Below are 14,973 nucleotides of genomic sequence, written 5' to 3'. Positions count from 1 at the left end.
CAGCGCCATCCAACACCCATCCCTCAGGAGCAGCTATGAGCCAGTGCGCACGCGTCAATGGCAGTTGCAAACGCTGTGAAGGCGACTTGCCCTTTGAGTTCACCATGGCCTTTCAGCCAATCGTGGATCTATCGCTGGCCCAAATCGTCACCTATGAAGCACTGGTTCGTGGGCCGTGCGGTGAATCCGCTTGGAGCGTCATTTCGCAAGTGACTGATGAGCTCCTCTACCGTTTTGATCAGGCCTGCCGGGTAAAAGCAATCGAAATGGCCAGCGCACTGGATATGCAAACCGACCTTTCGATCAACTTTCTGCCCAACGCCGTTTATGAGCCCGAAGCCTGCATCCAGGCAACGTTAGCGGTATCAAAACGGGTGGGTTGGCCTACCCATCGGCTTATTTTTGAAATCACCGAAACCGAGCGCGTCCGCGACCGGCAACACCTGTGCAATATTATTAATGCCTACCGCTCCATGGGCTTTAAGACGGCGCTTGACGACTTTGGCAATGGTTACGCCAACCTTGACCTGCTCACTGACTTAACCCCCGATAAACTTAAAATCGATCGTGAGCTGGTGATGAACTGCGATAAGGATCTTCGCCGCCAAGCACTGTTAAACGCGATCATCCTGCTCGCCCAAGAGCTCGATATGACTCTTATCGCCGAAGGTGTCGAGACTCGTGCCGAAGCCTTATGGCTAGCACGGGCTGGCATTGTCCAGCAGCAGGGTTTCTACTTTGCGAAGCCTTCCATCAACTCGCTGGGCCAGGACATTACTCCCCTGCTCGCTGGGTTAAAAAGTGAAGCGCATGACAAGTTAGGAGCGATGGATGCAAGATATTAGTCCTGATCAGCTTTACCAGCTTTTTAACCGCTCCAAGCGCAACACCGAAAACGTCATCAAAGCGGCACCGATTGGAATCTGTATTACAACCCCTTCGGGTCACTTTGAAATGGTCAATCCAGCTTACTGTGAATTTTATGGCTACCGGCAGGAAGAGCTTTTAGGCCAGCACCTTACCCACGTAGTGCCCGAAGAGAACCATGCGATTTTATCAGCGCTGCATGCTGAGTTTATGCAGGGCAACGAGGATCAAGAGCTGCGCCAAGAGTGGGATGTGGTTCTCAAAAACGGCGGAAGACGCACCATCATCGCCGAAGCTGCGCGTATTGAGGCTGACGACGGCGAACCGCGTAAAGTCACTTTTATAATCGACATTACCCAGCGCAAACAGCTAGAAGAGCGGCTCAAGCAGGCTAATGAGCGCTTGGATCATTTGGCTCACCACGATGAGCTAACGGAGCTGCTCAACCGTCGTGCCGGTTTGCAGCGCCTGGATGAAGAGATCAAGCGCTGCGAGCGGTATGGAACACCTTTCAGCATCGCGATCTATGACCTGGATGACTTCAAAGCGATCAACGATACCTATGGGCACAGCGCGGGCGATAGCGTTTTACAACAGATCACCTCCTTAGTGAGTGCTGTACTGCGCGATACCGATTTGCACATACGATTGGGCGGTGAAGAGTTTTTAATCATTATGCCAGGCGTAAATTCTGAAGAAGCCTACCAAGGCATGGAACGCATTCGTGAAAGCGTCGCGCAACAAACGTTTACTAAGCACCAATTAACGATGACGCTCTCATCGGGGATTGCCAGCTACGTTGAAGCCTCGGGCAAACGGCTACTTGATCGTGCTGATAAAGCTATGTACCAAGCTAAACAGACGGGGCGCAACCGTGTTGTCATTGCCTCGTCATCCATGTAGGCAACGCTTTTAAACTTCACAATCAGGCCCCTATCAGGCACCCCTATTAAGCACTATGCTAAAAGATCAATCCTCATCAATTAGGAAGTAAGCCATGAGCAGCAATGCCGAACTAAACGAGCTAAAACATAAATACGTCGCTGCTGGCGCTGCAAGCCCCGCAACGGCGTTCGCCGACCACGCTGAAAACGCTGAAATCTGGGACGCGGACGGCAACCGCTTTATCGACTTCGCAGGCGGCATTGGCGTACTCAACGTAGGTCACCGTCACCCCAAAGTGGTCGCAGCGGTAAAAGCCCAGCTCGATAAGCTGATGCATACCTGCCAAACGGTCATGCCTTATGAAGGCTACGTGAAAGTCGCGGAAAAACTCAGTCACATCGTGCCCGTTCGTGGCCATGCCAAAGTCATGCTGGCCAACTCGGGTGCGGAAGCGCTGGAAAATGCGGTCAAGATCGCCCGCGCCGCCACTGGTCGTTCTAACGTTATCTGCTTCGATGGCGGCTACCACGGCCGTACCTTCTTCACCATGGCCATGAACGGCAAGGTGGCGCCTTACCAGAGCGACTTCGGCCCCATGCCGGGCACCGTTTTCCGTGCGCCCTACCCGGTGCCTTACCACGGCGTTAGCGAAGACGAAGCCATTCGCGGCCTGAAAATGACGCTGAAAACCGATGCCAACCCCAAAGATACCGCGGCCATCGTGCTCGAACCGGTGCTTGGCGAAGGCGGTTTCTACCCGGCCTCTACCAGCTTCCTGACCAAGGTTCGCGAAATCTGCGATGAGCACGGCATGCTGATGATAGTCGATGAAGTGCAGTCAGGCTTTGGCCGTACCGGCAAAATGTTTGCCATTGAGCATAGCGGCGTTGAGCCGGACATTATGACCATGGCCAAGAGTATGGCCGACGGTATGCCGATTTCCGCCATCGTAGGCACCGACAAAGTGATGGACGCTTCAGGCCCTAACTCGCTGGGCGGCACCTACACCGGCAGCCCCACTGCCTGTGCGGCGGCGCTAGCGGTCATGGAAGTGTTTGAAGAAGAGAACATTCTGGAGAAGAGCCAGGCCCTGGGCGACAAGCTGGCCAAGCGCTTCAACGTGTGGGCAGATAAGTTTGATTGCATCGACCACGTGCGCAACATGGGCGCGATGGCTGCCTTTGAACTGGTGTCGAACAAAGCCGACCATACGCCTAACCCAGAACTAGCGGCCGCGCTATGCAAGAAAGCCCGCGAAGAGGGTTTGATCCTTCTTTCCTGCGGCATGTACGGCAACACCATCCGCTTCCTGATGCCCGTCACCATTCAAGATGACGTGCTCAATGAAGGCCTGGATATTATTGAGTCCTGCCTGGATTCGCTGGTGTAATTAAGCGTTAGTCAGCAAGAACCAAACCGCCGCCCAAATTTGGGGCGGCGGTTTTACTTGTGTGGATACCTAACCTGCTTATTCCGCCATAAAGCGAGGCAGCCACAAGGCAATATCCGGCCATAAGCTGATGATCAAGGCCGCCACGCACATCAGCAGGAAGAAAGGTAGCGCTGCCAGGGCCACCCGGCTGATGCTTTCCCCTGTCAGGCTTTGCAGCACAAACAGGTTGAATCCGACCGGCGGCGTTATCTGGCCAAGCTCGATCATGATGATCAGGAAGATGCCAAACCAGATGGGATCGAACCCCGCCAGCAGTACGATCGGCAGCGTAATCGGCAGGCTCATCACGGTGATCGAAATACCGTCCAGGAAAAGCCCCAGCACCACATAGAAAACCGCCAGCGCCAGCAACAACGACATCGGGGTAAAGTTTTGCGCGGCGATCCACTCCGCAAGCTCCCGGGGCAGGTGCAGGTAGCCCATCGCCGTGGAGAGCAACGTGGCGGTAATCAACAGGCTGCACACCATGATACTGGTGATTAACGTGCCTCTGAACGCCTCAATAAACAGCCGCGCCGAAAGCTGGCGCTCGACGCCAAGCAGCACCAGCGTTGCGGCCACGCCCACCGCCGCCGCCTCCGAGGGCGTGGCAATACCGCTATAGATAGAGCCAATCACGATGCTGATCAACACCAGCACGGGCAGCAGAAGCAGAATGGATTGCCCTACGCTCTGGTCAGTCGCCGCCTGTTTGGGTGCCAACGACGGCGACAAATAGGTCCTCGCGCCGATATACACGCTATACAGCAGCGCAATTAACAGGCCCGGCACTACCCCCGCCATGAACAGCTGGCTAATAGAGACTTCCGCCTGAACGCCATAGACGATCATCACGATCGAAGGCGGAATCAACAGCCCCAGGCTACCGGCGCCCGCCAGCGAACCGATCGATAGGTTACGATCGTACCCCCTCGTTTTCAGCTCCTGGGTGGTGATTTTGCCAATCGTCGCGGTCGTCGCCGCGCTGGAGCCGCTCACCGCCGCAAACAGCGTACAGCCAAGCACATTGGTGTGGAGAATACCGCCCGGCAAATGGCGGGTGATCGGCACCAGCCCTTTGAAAAGCCGCTCGGAAATATTGGAGCGAAAAATCAGCTCGCCCATCAATATAAACAGCGGGATAGCCGATAACTCCCAGCTATTACTGGCACGATAGAGAATTCGCGAAAAAATCAGACCGATACGATCAGCACCGAAGTCGCCAAACAGCCAAAGCGAGCCAATGGACACGGCCAGCATGGATGCAAAAATCCAGGTGCCCATCGACAAAAAGAACAACAGCAGTACGCCGACCCCGACGGCCGACCAAAAAATATCCATAACGCCTTTCCTATTAGTCGCTGCTTCAATTGACGCTAGACGAGTAGCCTGAACGCAGAGCCATTATTTTTAGGGCTCTGACTAACAGCGTGATGGAAATTAACCACATGCCCACGAGGATGGCGCTCTCCGGCAGCCAAATAGGCGTCTCTGCCATGGTTTCACTGACGGTGTCGCGGCTGTAGCTACGCAGAACATTCTGAAACCAGAAGGTCGAGAGCCACACAAAGCAACCTGCCGTTACCAAGCTGCTGAATAGCTCCAGCGGCCAGCGCATGGTTTCAGGAAAGCGTTCCAGAAGCAGAGAGACACGGATCAGCCCGCCCTTCTCCAGCACATAAGGCAGGCCTAAAAAGGACATCGTAGCCACTGCATAGCCGATATACTCATCGAGGATAAACGTCGAGTGGCCAAACAGCCTCAGCGCTATCTCTAACAGGATATGGCCGAGCATATAAATAATGAGCAGCACGGCAATGACAGCACCGACCCGATTGAGCAGCTTAGAGATACGCTCAATGACATTGAGCGCCCTCATTCGGCGCCTCGGAACTCGCTCAAGATCGACTCGCCGTCATCACCAGTATTCTCCAGCCAGCTCTCGACCACGCCACTGGCGGCTTCCTTGAGAGGCGTTAGCAACTCGTCCGAGACGGGATCACTGATCACGACGTCGTGCTCACTAAGCGTCTGGTAGTTTTCTTCGGTACGCGTTTCAACCGCTTCCCAGTTGTGTTGGTCAGTCAGGCTGGCCGCTTCCATGACCGCATCCTGTTGAGCGTCGGTAAGCGATTCGAACGCATCGCGATTCATGTGCACCATGTTAAGGGGAATGGCGTACTGAACCCCGGCAAAGTAATTCTGGTGCTCCCAAAAGCTGGCATTGGCCCCCGCTTCGGCGGACGTTAACACCGCCTCGATACCGCCGGTGGCCAGTTGGGGTACCACATCGGCCCAGGACAGGCTGACCGGCGAGGCACCTACATTTCTAAATGTCTCGGTACCGTTACGGTCAAAGGTGCGAATCTTCAGGCTCTCAAGATCGTCCTGGCTCGCGACCTCGTCTTCCGACCAGATACCGCTCGGCGGCCAGGGCGAGGCATACAGCAGCACCTGGTTATTATCGGCGAACACCTCTTCGTAATAGGGTTTCGCTATGTCATAAAGTCGCCGCGCATCGGCAACGTCGTCGACAATAAAGGGGAGCGAAGAGAGTAGAAATAGCGAATTGATGCCGCTCATGGTGCCCGAGAGGGTATCAGCTATCTCGACGGCGCCATCGGCCACGCCATAAAAATGATCGCCGGAATTAAAGCCGAGCGAGCCACCCGTATGCAGCGTGATATCAATTTCGCCATCGGTTAATTCGGCAAGCTTATCAATAAAATAGGCATCGCCCTGAGCATGAATGGAGGACGCATTATACTCATTGGAGAAGTCCATACTGACCGACTGGGAATGCGCATAGCCACTGACGAGTAGTGCCCCTAGCGCTATCGAAAGTTTTTTACCTGAATGAGGGAATTTGTTATTTAAATCAGCAGGATGGAACATTCTTTTAACCCCTATTTTTGATTGGTATAGGGATTAAACTACAGTCATTTGGGAACCATTTATGTCCCATAGCGACGCGAACGGACCAGACAACGACACGCCGCCCAGTGGACGGCGTTGCCTATGCTGCGTGATTAGCGTGGCCGACGATCGCCTTCGAGGAAATTAGCCGTAAAGACCGCTTTGCCATGGGTCTCAAACGACCACTTCATCACCTCAGTTAGCGCTGCCATCACAGCATCGAACTCGCCAAATACCTGGGTGCTCATGCGATTCGGGTGTACTTCCAATCCTGTCGCCTCAAGGCGTTTCACCACCTCTTTGACCACCGGCTTGAAGTCATCGGCCAACGGGTAATAGCTAAGCTGTACGGAAAGATACATAACGCCTCCTTACGCTGTGTTTTGGGGCTGACGGACGCTGGATAAACGCTGCCAGGCAGCCAAAATAGCGGCACGGGTCTCGTCCGGATGCTCCATCGGGAACATATGCGTACCGGGGACTTCACTCACCGATAGCCCTCTACGCTTCAAGCGTTTTATACGTGAAGCGGTCAATAGGTGGGACTCTTTGCCCGCCACCAGTTCTAACGGTACGCCCAAACGCTGCGGCAGGCGCGATAGGTGATCCGGCAGGTGGCGGAAAATTTCCACCTCAATACCAGGATCAAAGGTCAGTTCTGCACTGCCATCGTTTAGCAAGCGCGTCCCTGCTTCAATGTAGTCGTTGAGCGCCTCTGGGGTAAAGCGACGAAACAGCCCCCGGCGACCCAGCGAGCTTGCCATCGCTTCGCGACTCGGCCACACGGTGCGCCGACCCAAGGTTTTTCCAGCAGGGGTAACTCGATCCACAAAGCCAAACCGCTTGGCGGCTTTCATTGCCCAGGCGTCCTTCCCCAGCATCAAAGGGGGATCAAGCATAATCACCCCGCAGAAGCGCTCGGGCTGCTTATCCGCGGCCATGGCCATTAGCGTGCCACCCAAAGAGTGCCCCACGCCCAGAAGCGGCGTATCCGTCTCGGGTAGGTAGCTCAGCAGCTCATCCACCAAGTTGCCCCAGTTATGATTAACGGGGTAGTCAGGGTGGTGACCCAGGCGATCCAGAGGGTGCAGATCAAAGGTCTCTGCCAGTGGGTTCAGCAGGCTGCGATAGCTTAAGCCCGGAAAACCATTGGCATGGGCAAACACTAAACGGGGACGTTGGGCAGCATTAGCAGGCATGGCAAGGCTCGCGCGTTAAAAAGGCAGGAAGACGGCTAATGTGAAACATGATTATTTACGCCGCCTATCATACATCTGTTTTAACGCGCTCCTGCATGAGCGTCAATCGACAAAAGGATTAACAGGCTAATTAAAACAGCGACAGCTGATGCTCCTGGCTGTTGTCCGCCAGCCGATACCCCACGCCAAGCAGACGCACGGGACGCTCGCCGCGTGCCCAGCCAACGTTAAGCAGGGTTTCAAACTGTTCAAGGTTAGGCGCGGGGTCGGCGTGTTCGACGGTGGTTTGGGTAAAGTCGTTGAACTTCACTTTTACGATTAGCCCGCGCACTGCCAGGGGTGGGTCTAGCCGGGCATAGCGGCGCTCTAAATCTTCGATCAGCGCGGGGAGCTCTTGGCGGCAGGCATTAAGAGAGGGTAAATCCTGAGAGTAGGTCTGCTCGGTACTAATCGATTTGCGCTCCCGGTGGGTTTTCACCGGGCGCTCGTCCCGCCCCCAGCTTAGCTCATGCAGCCGCCGCCCAAAACGGCCAAAGTGCTCGACCAGGTCGGTTAGCGTGCGGGTACGCAGGTCGGCGCAGGTGTGGATATCCAGCCCCGCCAGTTTCTCGGCCGTGCGGGGGCCAACGCCGTGGATTTTCTTTACCGGTAGCTGCTGCACAAAGCTGTCGACTTTATCCGGCGTAATCACGCACAGGCCGTCGGGTTTATTCCAGTCGCTGGCAATTTTGGCCAGAAACTTGTTGGGCGCTACGCCCGCTGAAACGGTGACCCCCACTTCGCGGCTGACCCGTTCACGGATCGCTTCAGCCATTAGCGTCGCGCTGCCGTGATGCTGGGTGACCTCCGAGACATCCAGAAAGGCCTCATCCAGGGAGAGCGGTTCAATCAGTTCAGTCACATCGCGATAAATGGCGAAAACCTGGCGGGCGACCTCTTTGTATTTGGCCATCTCACCGCGAATCACAGTGAGATGCGGGCAGCGCTTGAGTGCCTGGGCCATCGGCATGGCCGAATGAATGCCAAATTCGCGGGCGGGATAGTTGCAGGTGGCGACCACCCCGCGCTGCTCGACGCTGCCGCCAATGGCAATCGGTATATCCCGCAGCGCGGGATTATCGCGCATTTCCACTGCTGCATAAAAGCAGTCACAGTCGCAGTGAATGATTTTGCGCACCGGCTAGCCTTCCAACTGTAAAAAAACACAGTCTAGCATAGGCGTTATGTGCCACAGAAGGTTCTTAGCACCTGCTCATTTTCCGTGGCGGGCGCCGCTAAACGGCGCGCTTCAACAGATTCATCGAACGGCTTAGTCACCACTGCCAATAAGGTGTGGAAAGGCGCAAAATCACCGTCGTAAGCGGCATCAATGACCTCTTGAACCCGGTGGTTGCGGGGAATAATGACCGGGTTGGCGCTTCGCATGGCCGCAAAACGCTCACTATCTTGGCTGGCTATCTGCGCTTGCTGCCAGGTATCCAGCCATGCGGTCAACTCGTCAGGCTGAGTCGTCAGTGCCAGCAGTGCCTGGCGGTACTCATCGCTCGGCGAGGAAGCGTATTGCGTGAGCGCGTCAAAGGTGGCGGTCATGTCCATCCGCCCCTGATGCATCTGGCTTTCGAGGCCTTCCATTAGCGCTTCGGCCTGGGGGCTTTCCGCCGCTAAACCGAGCTTATCGGCATGCAGGCGGACTTGCTCGGCGCTGAACAGTGATTCAAAGCGCCGGATGGCGTCAGTGGCCTGCTCCACGACCGCGTCGCCCTCTTCCCGCATCAACGGCAGCAGCGTTTCGGCAAAGCGGGCCAGATTCCACTGGGCAATCGCTGGCTGGTTGGCAAAGGCGTAGCGTCGGCCTTGATCGATGGAGCTGTACACCTTTTGCGGATCGAACTGCTCCATAAAGGCACAGGGGCCGTAATCGATGGTTTCACCGGCGATGCTGCAGTTATCGGTATTCATCACGCCGTGGATAAAGCCCACACTCATCCAGCGGGCAATCAGCACTGCCTGGCGGACCACCACTGACTCCAGTAGCGCCAGGTAGGGGTCTTCCGCGTTGGCGGCATCGGGGTAGTGGCGTGCAATCACATGATCCGCCAGGGCTTTGAGCAATGCTTCATCCCGCTGTGCAGCGGCAAACTGAAAGGTACCCACGCGAATATGGCTGCTCGCCACGCGGGTAAAGACAGCGCCGGGCTCGGCCATTTGCCGTACCACTCGCTCGCCGCTCGCCACGGCCGCAAGGGCGCGGGTGGTGGGAATCCCCATGGCGGCCATGAACTCGCTGACCAGGTACTCACGCAGCACCGGCCCTAGCGGCGAACGACCATCGCCACCACGGGAAAACGGCGTGCGGCCGCTGCCTTTTAGCTGCACATCGCGGCGAACGCCATTCTGATCGATCACTTCGCCCAGCAGCAGCGCACGGCCATCGCCCAGTTGCGGCACAAAGTTGCCGAACTGATGCCCGGCGTAACCTAAGGCGCCCGGCTTGGCATCCGGCATGGGCTGGTTGCCGCTAAACCAATCGGCAAGCGTTGTTGAGTCAGGTATCTCTTTGGCCCCTAGCTCATGGGCAAGCGGCGCATTGAACGCAATCAGCTCCGGACTGGCCACAGGCGTTGCTTGGGTGGCGATCCAGAGGGGTTCAGGCAAGGAGGAATAGAGATGTTCGAATGGCAGCACGATAGGCTCCGCTTTTAGTGGCAATAACTACCTAATACCCTAGCATTCTACTCAACTAAACGCCGAGGCGATGTTGCCAAACATACCAAATGTTAAAAACAGCGAGCTGACGCCACTGCCAAGGGATTTTTATAATCGGGACACGCTTGAAGTGGCGAGAGATATGCTTGGCTGCTGGCTGGTACGTGAGCATAAAGTCCGGTCACTTTTCTCTTAATAAAGATTTCTGTGAATTTTTTCCGCTGGTTATTGTTTGGCACAAGGTTTACTTTTCACAAAATACTTTTATAAAAGTAAACCGAGTGACATCTATGCTAGGTCAACGAATCCATCAGGCACGCCTTGCTGCTGACTTGACGCTTGAAGCGTTGGGCCAGCAGCTTGAGGTTTCCAAGGCGGCAATACAGAAGTATGAAAAAGGTAAAGCAACACCCGACTCCTCTAAATTGCTCAAGATCGCTAAAGCGTGTGGCGTTCGCACAGAATATTTTTTCCGAAAGTCGACGGTAACGTTGTCGAACATCGAATTTCGTAAACACAGCACGTTTGGGAAGAAGCGTTCTGACGCTATACAAATCCGCATTACGGAAATGATTGAGAAACGTGTCGAATTGCTTAACGCGTTCCCCGAGTTGCCCATTCCACACTTCGCAGTCCCTGGTTGTGTACCTCGCCAAATAGAAGATTTGGACGAGATTGAGGGCATCGCAGAGAATGTACGACACGCATGGGAGCTTGGGTTAAATCCAATTGCCGACTTGACCGCAGAGCTTGAACCCTTGGGGTTGTTGGTAATGGCAGTCGACGTGGAACACAAAGCATTTTCGGGCATGACTGCTACAGCAATGACAGTAGATGGGCAGTACTACCCTGTCATAGTGGTGTCTTCTCGCTGGCCTGGGGATCGCCAGCGTTTTACTCTCGCCCACGAACTGGCTCACGTGCTTTTTGCAGGTCGATTGACGGACGGAGTAAATGAAGAAAAGGCATGCGACCGTTTTGCTGGCGCGTTTTTAGCCCCAAGAGAGTCCGTTGTTAAGGAGCTTGGCTCTCAGCGAAAGCGCTTAGAGCCACAAGAACTTTACCATCTAAAGCATGAGTACGGCCTTTCAATGGCCGGGTGGGTAATGCGTGCGTTTCAATGTGGCGTTATCCATGACGGGTTGCGAGAGGCAACGATGCGAATGTTCTCGGCTCGCGGCTGGAGGACTAACGAGCCCGGCGAGGTGCTACCTAACGAAGCCCCTTCTCTATTTGAGCAGCTAGTATATCGGGCATTAGCAGAAGACCTTATTTCCGAGGCAAAGGCGGCTGAACTGCTCGGCATCCCAAGAATGCGCTTCTATCGAGAACGCCTAATGGAGTCTGCTGATGCTGTTACTCATCAGTGACGCCAACGTAATAATTGATTTAGAGGCTGGGGGCATACTGGAAACACTCTTTCAGCTTCCTTATGTTTTCGCTATGCCTGACGTGCTTTATGAAGAAGAAATTGAAGACGGCAGCCCGTACCTAATTGATATGGGGTTAAAAACACTCGTTGTTGAATCCTTGTACATCGATTATGCGATCACCTTGGGAGAAGAGCATGGCGAAGAGCCCGGCTTGTACGACAGGCTAGCGCTGGCTTTAGCTAAGCAGGAAGCCTGCCCGTTGCTTACGGGAGACAATAATCTGCGCGCCCTTGCTGGGCGCGAAGGTGTTGATATAAGAGGCACGCTATGGGTGTTCACTGAGATGATTGAGTTCGGGCTATTGTCCAATGAGGAGAGCTTAGCCTCCCTTGATTTGATGAAAGCACGCAAACGCAGATTGCCTTGGGACGATGCCAAAAAACATATCGAACGGGCAAACTTTAGCTCCAGGCAATGAAGAGCATGGTAAAAAGTTTCCCAGGAAATGCTATCAGTGTTTCAGGCGCTCTAGTTTCCGTGCAAACAGCGCACAGCCTGCTCAAGCACCGGCGTCAACGGCGCCCGCCACTGGTGGGTCAATAGCGCATCTGCCCGGGTGACGCCGAGCGATAGCGATGCCAGAGGGATGCCCCGCTCATGGGCGGCGCGGCAAAAACGGTAGCCGGAAAACACCATCAACGAGGTGCCCACTGCCAGTACCGCCTCCGACTCTGCCAGCGCTACCTGCGCTGCAAGCCGCCGTTCGGCGGGCACCACATCGCCGTAGAACACCACGTCAGGCTTCAGGATGCCGCTGCAGCGCGGGCAGTCGAAAATGCGAAAGGTGCTGAAGTCGGTTTCCAGGTCGGCATCGCCATCCGGAGCGTGCCCCGCCTGCAAACCAGTAAAGCTCGGATTCATGCGCGCCATTTCGGCATGCATGGCGTGGCGCATCATTTGATAGTCGCACACCATGCACTTCACCATGTCCGCTCGACCATGCAGGTCGATCACCCGGCGGGAACCAGCGCGCTGATGTAAACGGTCAACGTTTTGGGTCACCAACTGCTGGATATAACCCTGTGACTCCAGCGCGGCCAACGCACGGTGTGCGCCGCTGGCTTGGGCTTCGCGCATGGCGCTAAAACCGATCAGCGCGCGGGCCCAGTAGCGCTGGCGAACGTGATGAGAACTCATGAAGTCGCCATGCTGCACCGGGGGTGGCCGCTTCCACTGACCATCCGCATCGCGATAGTCCGGAATGCCACTGTCGGTACTCACACCGGCACCGGTAATCACCCACAGTCTTGGGTGCCGCTGAATAAAATCAGCCAGTTCCTCGCCCGCCTGGGCAACGCTTTCTGCAATTTCCACGGCCTGCGTCAATCGTTCACCTCTAGGCAATGTGGCTCAAACTCAACGATACTGTATAGCAACAGCGGGCCATGCAACGCGCCCTTTAACGGTTATTGTGCACCCAGGAGATACTCTTATGCAGCACGATCATGACATTATTATTGTCGGTGGCGGCATGGTGGGCGCCGCCCTGGCGGCCCGCGTGGGTCATGCGGGCTTCTCCGTAGGGCTGGTGGAGCACGGCGATTCCCCTACTCCCCCTCCCCCTAGCGGTGACTATGACCTGCGTATTTCCTCGCTGAATGCGCGCTCGTTAGCGTTCGTTAAGGCCAGCGGCACGACGTTACCTGAGGAGCGTTGCTGCCCTTTTCGGCATATCGATGTCTCCAACCAGGACGGCACCGGCCATTCGCTGTTTTCCGCTCACGATAGTGGCATGGATGACTTCGGCATCTTTATCGAAAACCGCACGTTGCAGTACGCGTTATGGCAACGGTTAGAACAGCTGCCCAGCGTCACCTGCTACACCCAATGCGCGCCGTTAAGTACGATCACCTCAAGCACTGGCCGCCTGCTGGAGCTGGATAATGGCAAAACCCTAAGCGCCCGTTTGATCGTCGGCGCCGACGGCGCGCAATCGACCCTACGTGAGCTAGCGGGGATTAACGTTAGTAGCCACGACTACCATCAGCGGGCGATGATCATTAACGTGGAAACTGAGCTGCCCCAGCAGGATGTCAGTTGGCAGGTCTTCACCCCTACAGGCCCCATCGCCATGCTGCCGCTACCAGGCCATCGCGCTTCCTTGGTGTGGTACGACACAGATAGCACCACCCAAGCCCGCGAACAGCTTGACGATGAGGCACTTAAAGCAGCCATCGAAATGGCCTTCCCTAAACGCCTGGGCAACCTCATCCGCATCGTCGCCCGGGCCAGCTTCCCCATCAAGCGCCAGCATGCCCACCGCTATATCGGCAAGCGCCTGGCACTTATTGGCGACGCGGCCCATGTGGTGCACCCGCTGGCAGGCCAGGGGTTAAATATCGGCCTGCACGACGCCGACACCCTTGCTGAGATCATTATCCAGGGCCGCGACCCCGGCGACTACCTCAACCTACTGCGCTTTGAGTGCCAGCGCCGCGCGGCCAATCAGACGATGATCGCCGCCACCGACAGCTTTCACCACCTGTTTACCGGCGCCAAGCCGCTGCGCCAACTAGGCGACCTAAGCCTGCAAATTGCCGAGCGCTTCCCGTTCGCCAAACGCATGATGATGCAGCAAGCTAATGGGTTGAATCCGTTTAAGATGTGGTAACACCAGCGGTGGTGGAAACACTCACAATGATGAGAGGCTGGCTTCTTTCAAAGAGCCAGCACTATTTTCATGAAGAGCAAGTAGCAGGTACTTTTATCGTAAAAAAATCTACGACCTAATGGAACTTCAGGCTTTTACTGAGAGGTTTCGGAGGGCTGGCAAACCAACCCCAGTTGACTGAAACCCACCATCCACGGCAATGACTTGCCCGGTAACATAACCACTTTTCTCAGAGCAAAGAAATACAATCATCTCAGCAATTTCTCGCTCACTGCCGTAGCGATTTAAGGGAATAGCGTCATGATAAGCAGCGCGAATTTCAGGAGTGTGGACAGCCAGCGCAAGCTTGGTATCTACTGGACCTGGCGCCACACAATTAGCCCTGATGCCATGTTCGCCTAGCTCGGCTGCCTGTTGTTGAGTCAAATGAATGACGGCCGCTTTGGAAGTACCATAAGCCACACGCAATGTACTGGCCCTTAGACCCGAGATAGAGGCAATATTAACAATCGCACCTTTGGCCGCCTTGAGCAGAGGTAATAGTGACTGCGTAGTAAGAAAAATACCATCCAGATTAGTCGCCATAACCCGTCGCCATATTTCGTAAGTGGTTTCTTCTAACGGGCGAAAATCGGCAACACCGGCATTATTGACCAATGCATCAACTCGTCCGTATTGATTCTCCACCTCTTGCGCTAAATGAGCGATATCATCTGGCTCCGATATGTCATATACCCACGCATAGGCGTTTTCCAGCTTAGCGGCAACCTTCTCAAGTTCTGGTGCATCACGGTCAACCATAAGCACTTCATAACCCTGTTCCAAAAAGAGCTGAGTCGTCGCCAGTCCAATACCACGTGCAGCACCTGTTACTACTGCAATACGCTTTGTTGTTATCATCACTATAGCCTTAGTAAAAGTTAG

The 14,973-nt window shown here is 55.2% G+C and carries 15 protein-coding genes; 6 read left to right on the top strand and 9 right to left on the bottom strand.

Going from position 1 to position 14,973, the window contains the following annotated elements; translation table 11 throughout:
* Positions 1-35: 35 nt before the first annotated feature.
* The 3 genes from HALTITAN_RS07750 (at position 36) to gabT (ending at position 3,142) form a co-directional block, all read left to right on the top strand.
* Positions 36-845, top strand: a complete 810-nt coding sequence (locus HALTITAN_RS07750; RefSeq protein WP_051051935.1) for an EAL domain-containing protein — start codon at positions 36-38, stop codon at positions 843-845.
* Positions 832-1,770: a GGDEF domain-containing protein gene (locus HALTITAN_RS07745; protein ID WP_009286759.1), complete on the top strand. Its 939-nt coding sequence runs from the start codon at positions 832-834 to the stop codon at positions 1,768-1,770. The genes HALTITAN_RS07750 and HALTITAN_RS07745 overlap by 14 nt, the downstream gene beginning before the upstream one ends.
* Positions 1,771-1,864: 94 nt before the next feature.
* The gene (gene gabT / locus HALTITAN_RS07740; RefSeq protein WP_009286758.1) at positions 1,865-3,142 is read left to right on the top strand and encodes a 4-aminobutyrate--2-oxoglutarate transaminase; all 1,278 of its coding nucleotides are present in this window, start codon (positions 1,865-1,867) and stop codon (positions 3,140-3,142) included.
* Positions 3,143-3,220: 78 nt separating this feature from the next.
* Here the strand turns inward: gabT and HALTITAN_RS07735 are convergent, their stop codons facing one another.
* The 7 genes from HALTITAN_RS07735 to HALTITAN_RS07705 form a co-directional block, all read right to left on the bottom strand.
* Positions 3,221-4,525, bottom strand: a complete 1,305-nt coding sequence (locus HALTITAN_RS07735; protein WP_022520018.1) for a TRAP transporter large permease — start codon at positions 4,523-4,525, stop codon at positions 3,221-3,223.
* Between the two features lie 25 nt (positions 4,526-4,550).
* The gene (locus HALTITAN_RS07730; protein ID WP_009286757.1) at positions 4,551-5,063 is read right to left on the bottom strand and encodes a TRAP transporter small permease; all 513 of its coding nucleotides are present in this window, start codon (positions 5,061-5,063) and stop codon (positions 4,551-4,553) included.
* A complete protein-coding gene (locus tag HALTITAN_RS07725) occupies positions 5,060-6,079 on the bottom strand; it encodes a TRAP transporter substrate-binding protein (RefSeq protein WP_009286756.1) in 1,020 nt (339 codons plus the stop codon). The genes HALTITAN_RS07730 and HALTITAN_RS07725 overlap by 4 nt, the downstream gene beginning before the upstream one ends.
* A gap of 134 nt (positions 6,080-6,213) precedes the next feature.
* Positions 6,214-6,462 (bottom strand): YkoF family thiamine/hydroxymethylpyrimidine-binding protein, encoded by a 249-nt coding sequence (locus HALTITAN_RS07720; protein WP_039858708.1) that lies wholly within the window; start codon positions 6,460-6,462, stop codon positions 6,214-6,216.
* Positions 6,463-6,471: 9 nt separating this feature from the next.
* Positions 6,472-7,299 (bottom strand): alpha/beta fold hydrolase, encoded by an 828-nt coding sequence (locus HALTITAN_RS07715; protein ID WP_009286755.1) that lies wholly within the window; start codon positions 7,297-7,299, stop codon positions 6,472-6,474.
* A 130-nt stretch (positions 7,300-7,429) separates the two neighbouring features.
* Entirely contained in the window at positions 7,430-8,476 is a 1,047-nt protein-coding gene (gene dinB / locus HALTITAN_RS07710; RefSeq protein ID WP_039858706.1) for a DNA polymerase IV, read from the bottom strand.
* Positions 8,477-8,520: 44 nt separating this feature from the next.
* Positions 8,521-9,984 (bottom strand): protein adenylyltransferase SelO, encoded by a 1,464-nt coding sequence (locus HALTITAN_RS07705; RefSeq protein ID WP_176316241.1) that lies wholly within the window; start codon positions 9,982-9,984, stop codon positions 8,521-8,523.
* Between the two features lie 167 nt (positions 9,985-10,151).
* Here HALTITAN_RS07705 and HALTITAN_RS07700 point away from each other — a divergent pair, with 167 nt between their 5' ends.
* Both HALTITAN_RS07700 and HALTITAN_RS07695 read left to right on the top strand, forming a co-directional pair.
* Positions 10,152-11,375 carry a helix-turn-helix domain-containing protein gene (locus HALTITAN_RS07700; RefSeq protein WP_201304174.1) on the top strand — a complete coding sequence of 408 codons (1,224 nt, stop codon included), beginning with the start codon at positions 10,152-10,154 and terminating at the stop codon, positions 11,373-11,375.
* Positions 11,356-11,856, top strand: coding sequence for a PIN domain-containing protein (locus HALTITAN_RS07695; protein WP_039858701.1), 501 nt, complete (start codon positions 11,356-11,358; stop codon positions 11,854-11,856). Before HALTITAN_RS07700 ends, HALTITAN_RS07695 begins: the two co-directional genes overlap by 20 nt.
* A gap of 50 nt (positions 11,857-11,906) precedes the next feature.
* Here HALTITAN_RS07695 and HALTITAN_RS07690 read toward each other — a convergent pair whose 3' ends face one another.
* Positions 11,907-12,764 (bottom strand): NAD-dependent protein deacetylase, encoded by an 858-nt coding sequence (locus HALTITAN_RS07690; RefSeq protein ID WP_039858699.1) that lies wholly within the window; start codon positions 12,762-12,764, stop codon positions 11,907-11,909.
* Positions 12,765-12,870: 106 nt separating this feature from the next.
* On the opposite strand from HALTITAN_RS07690, the gene HALTITAN_RS07685 reads away from it, so the two are divergent.
* Positions 12,871-14,049, top strand: coding sequence for a UbiH/UbiF/VisC/COQ6 family ubiquinone biosynthesis hydroxylase (locus tag HALTITAN_RS07685; RefSeq protein ID WP_039858698.1), 1,179 nt, complete (start codon positions 12,871-12,873; stop codon positions 14,047-14,049).
* A gap of 126 nt (positions 14,050-14,175) precedes the next feature.
* On the opposite strand, the gene HALTITAN_RS07680 is transcribed toward HALTITAN_RS07685, so the two are convergent.
* Positions 14,176-14,949: an SDR family NAD(P)-dependent oxidoreductase gene (locus HALTITAN_RS07680; RefSeq protein ID WP_039858695.1), complete on the bottom strand. Its 774-nt coding sequence runs from the start codon at positions 14,947-14,949 to the stop codon at positions 14,176-14,178.
* Positions 14,950-14,973: the final 24 nt, after the last annotated feature.

Source organism: Vreelandella titanicae BH1 (assembly GCF_000336575.1).
GTDB lineage: Bacteria > Pseudomonadota > Gammaproteobacteria > Pseudomonadales > Halomonadaceae > Vreelandella > Vreelandella titanicae.
The sequence above is the reverse complement of the archived record's forward strand: the minus strand, read 5'-3'. Positions and strand labels throughout refer to the sequence as shown.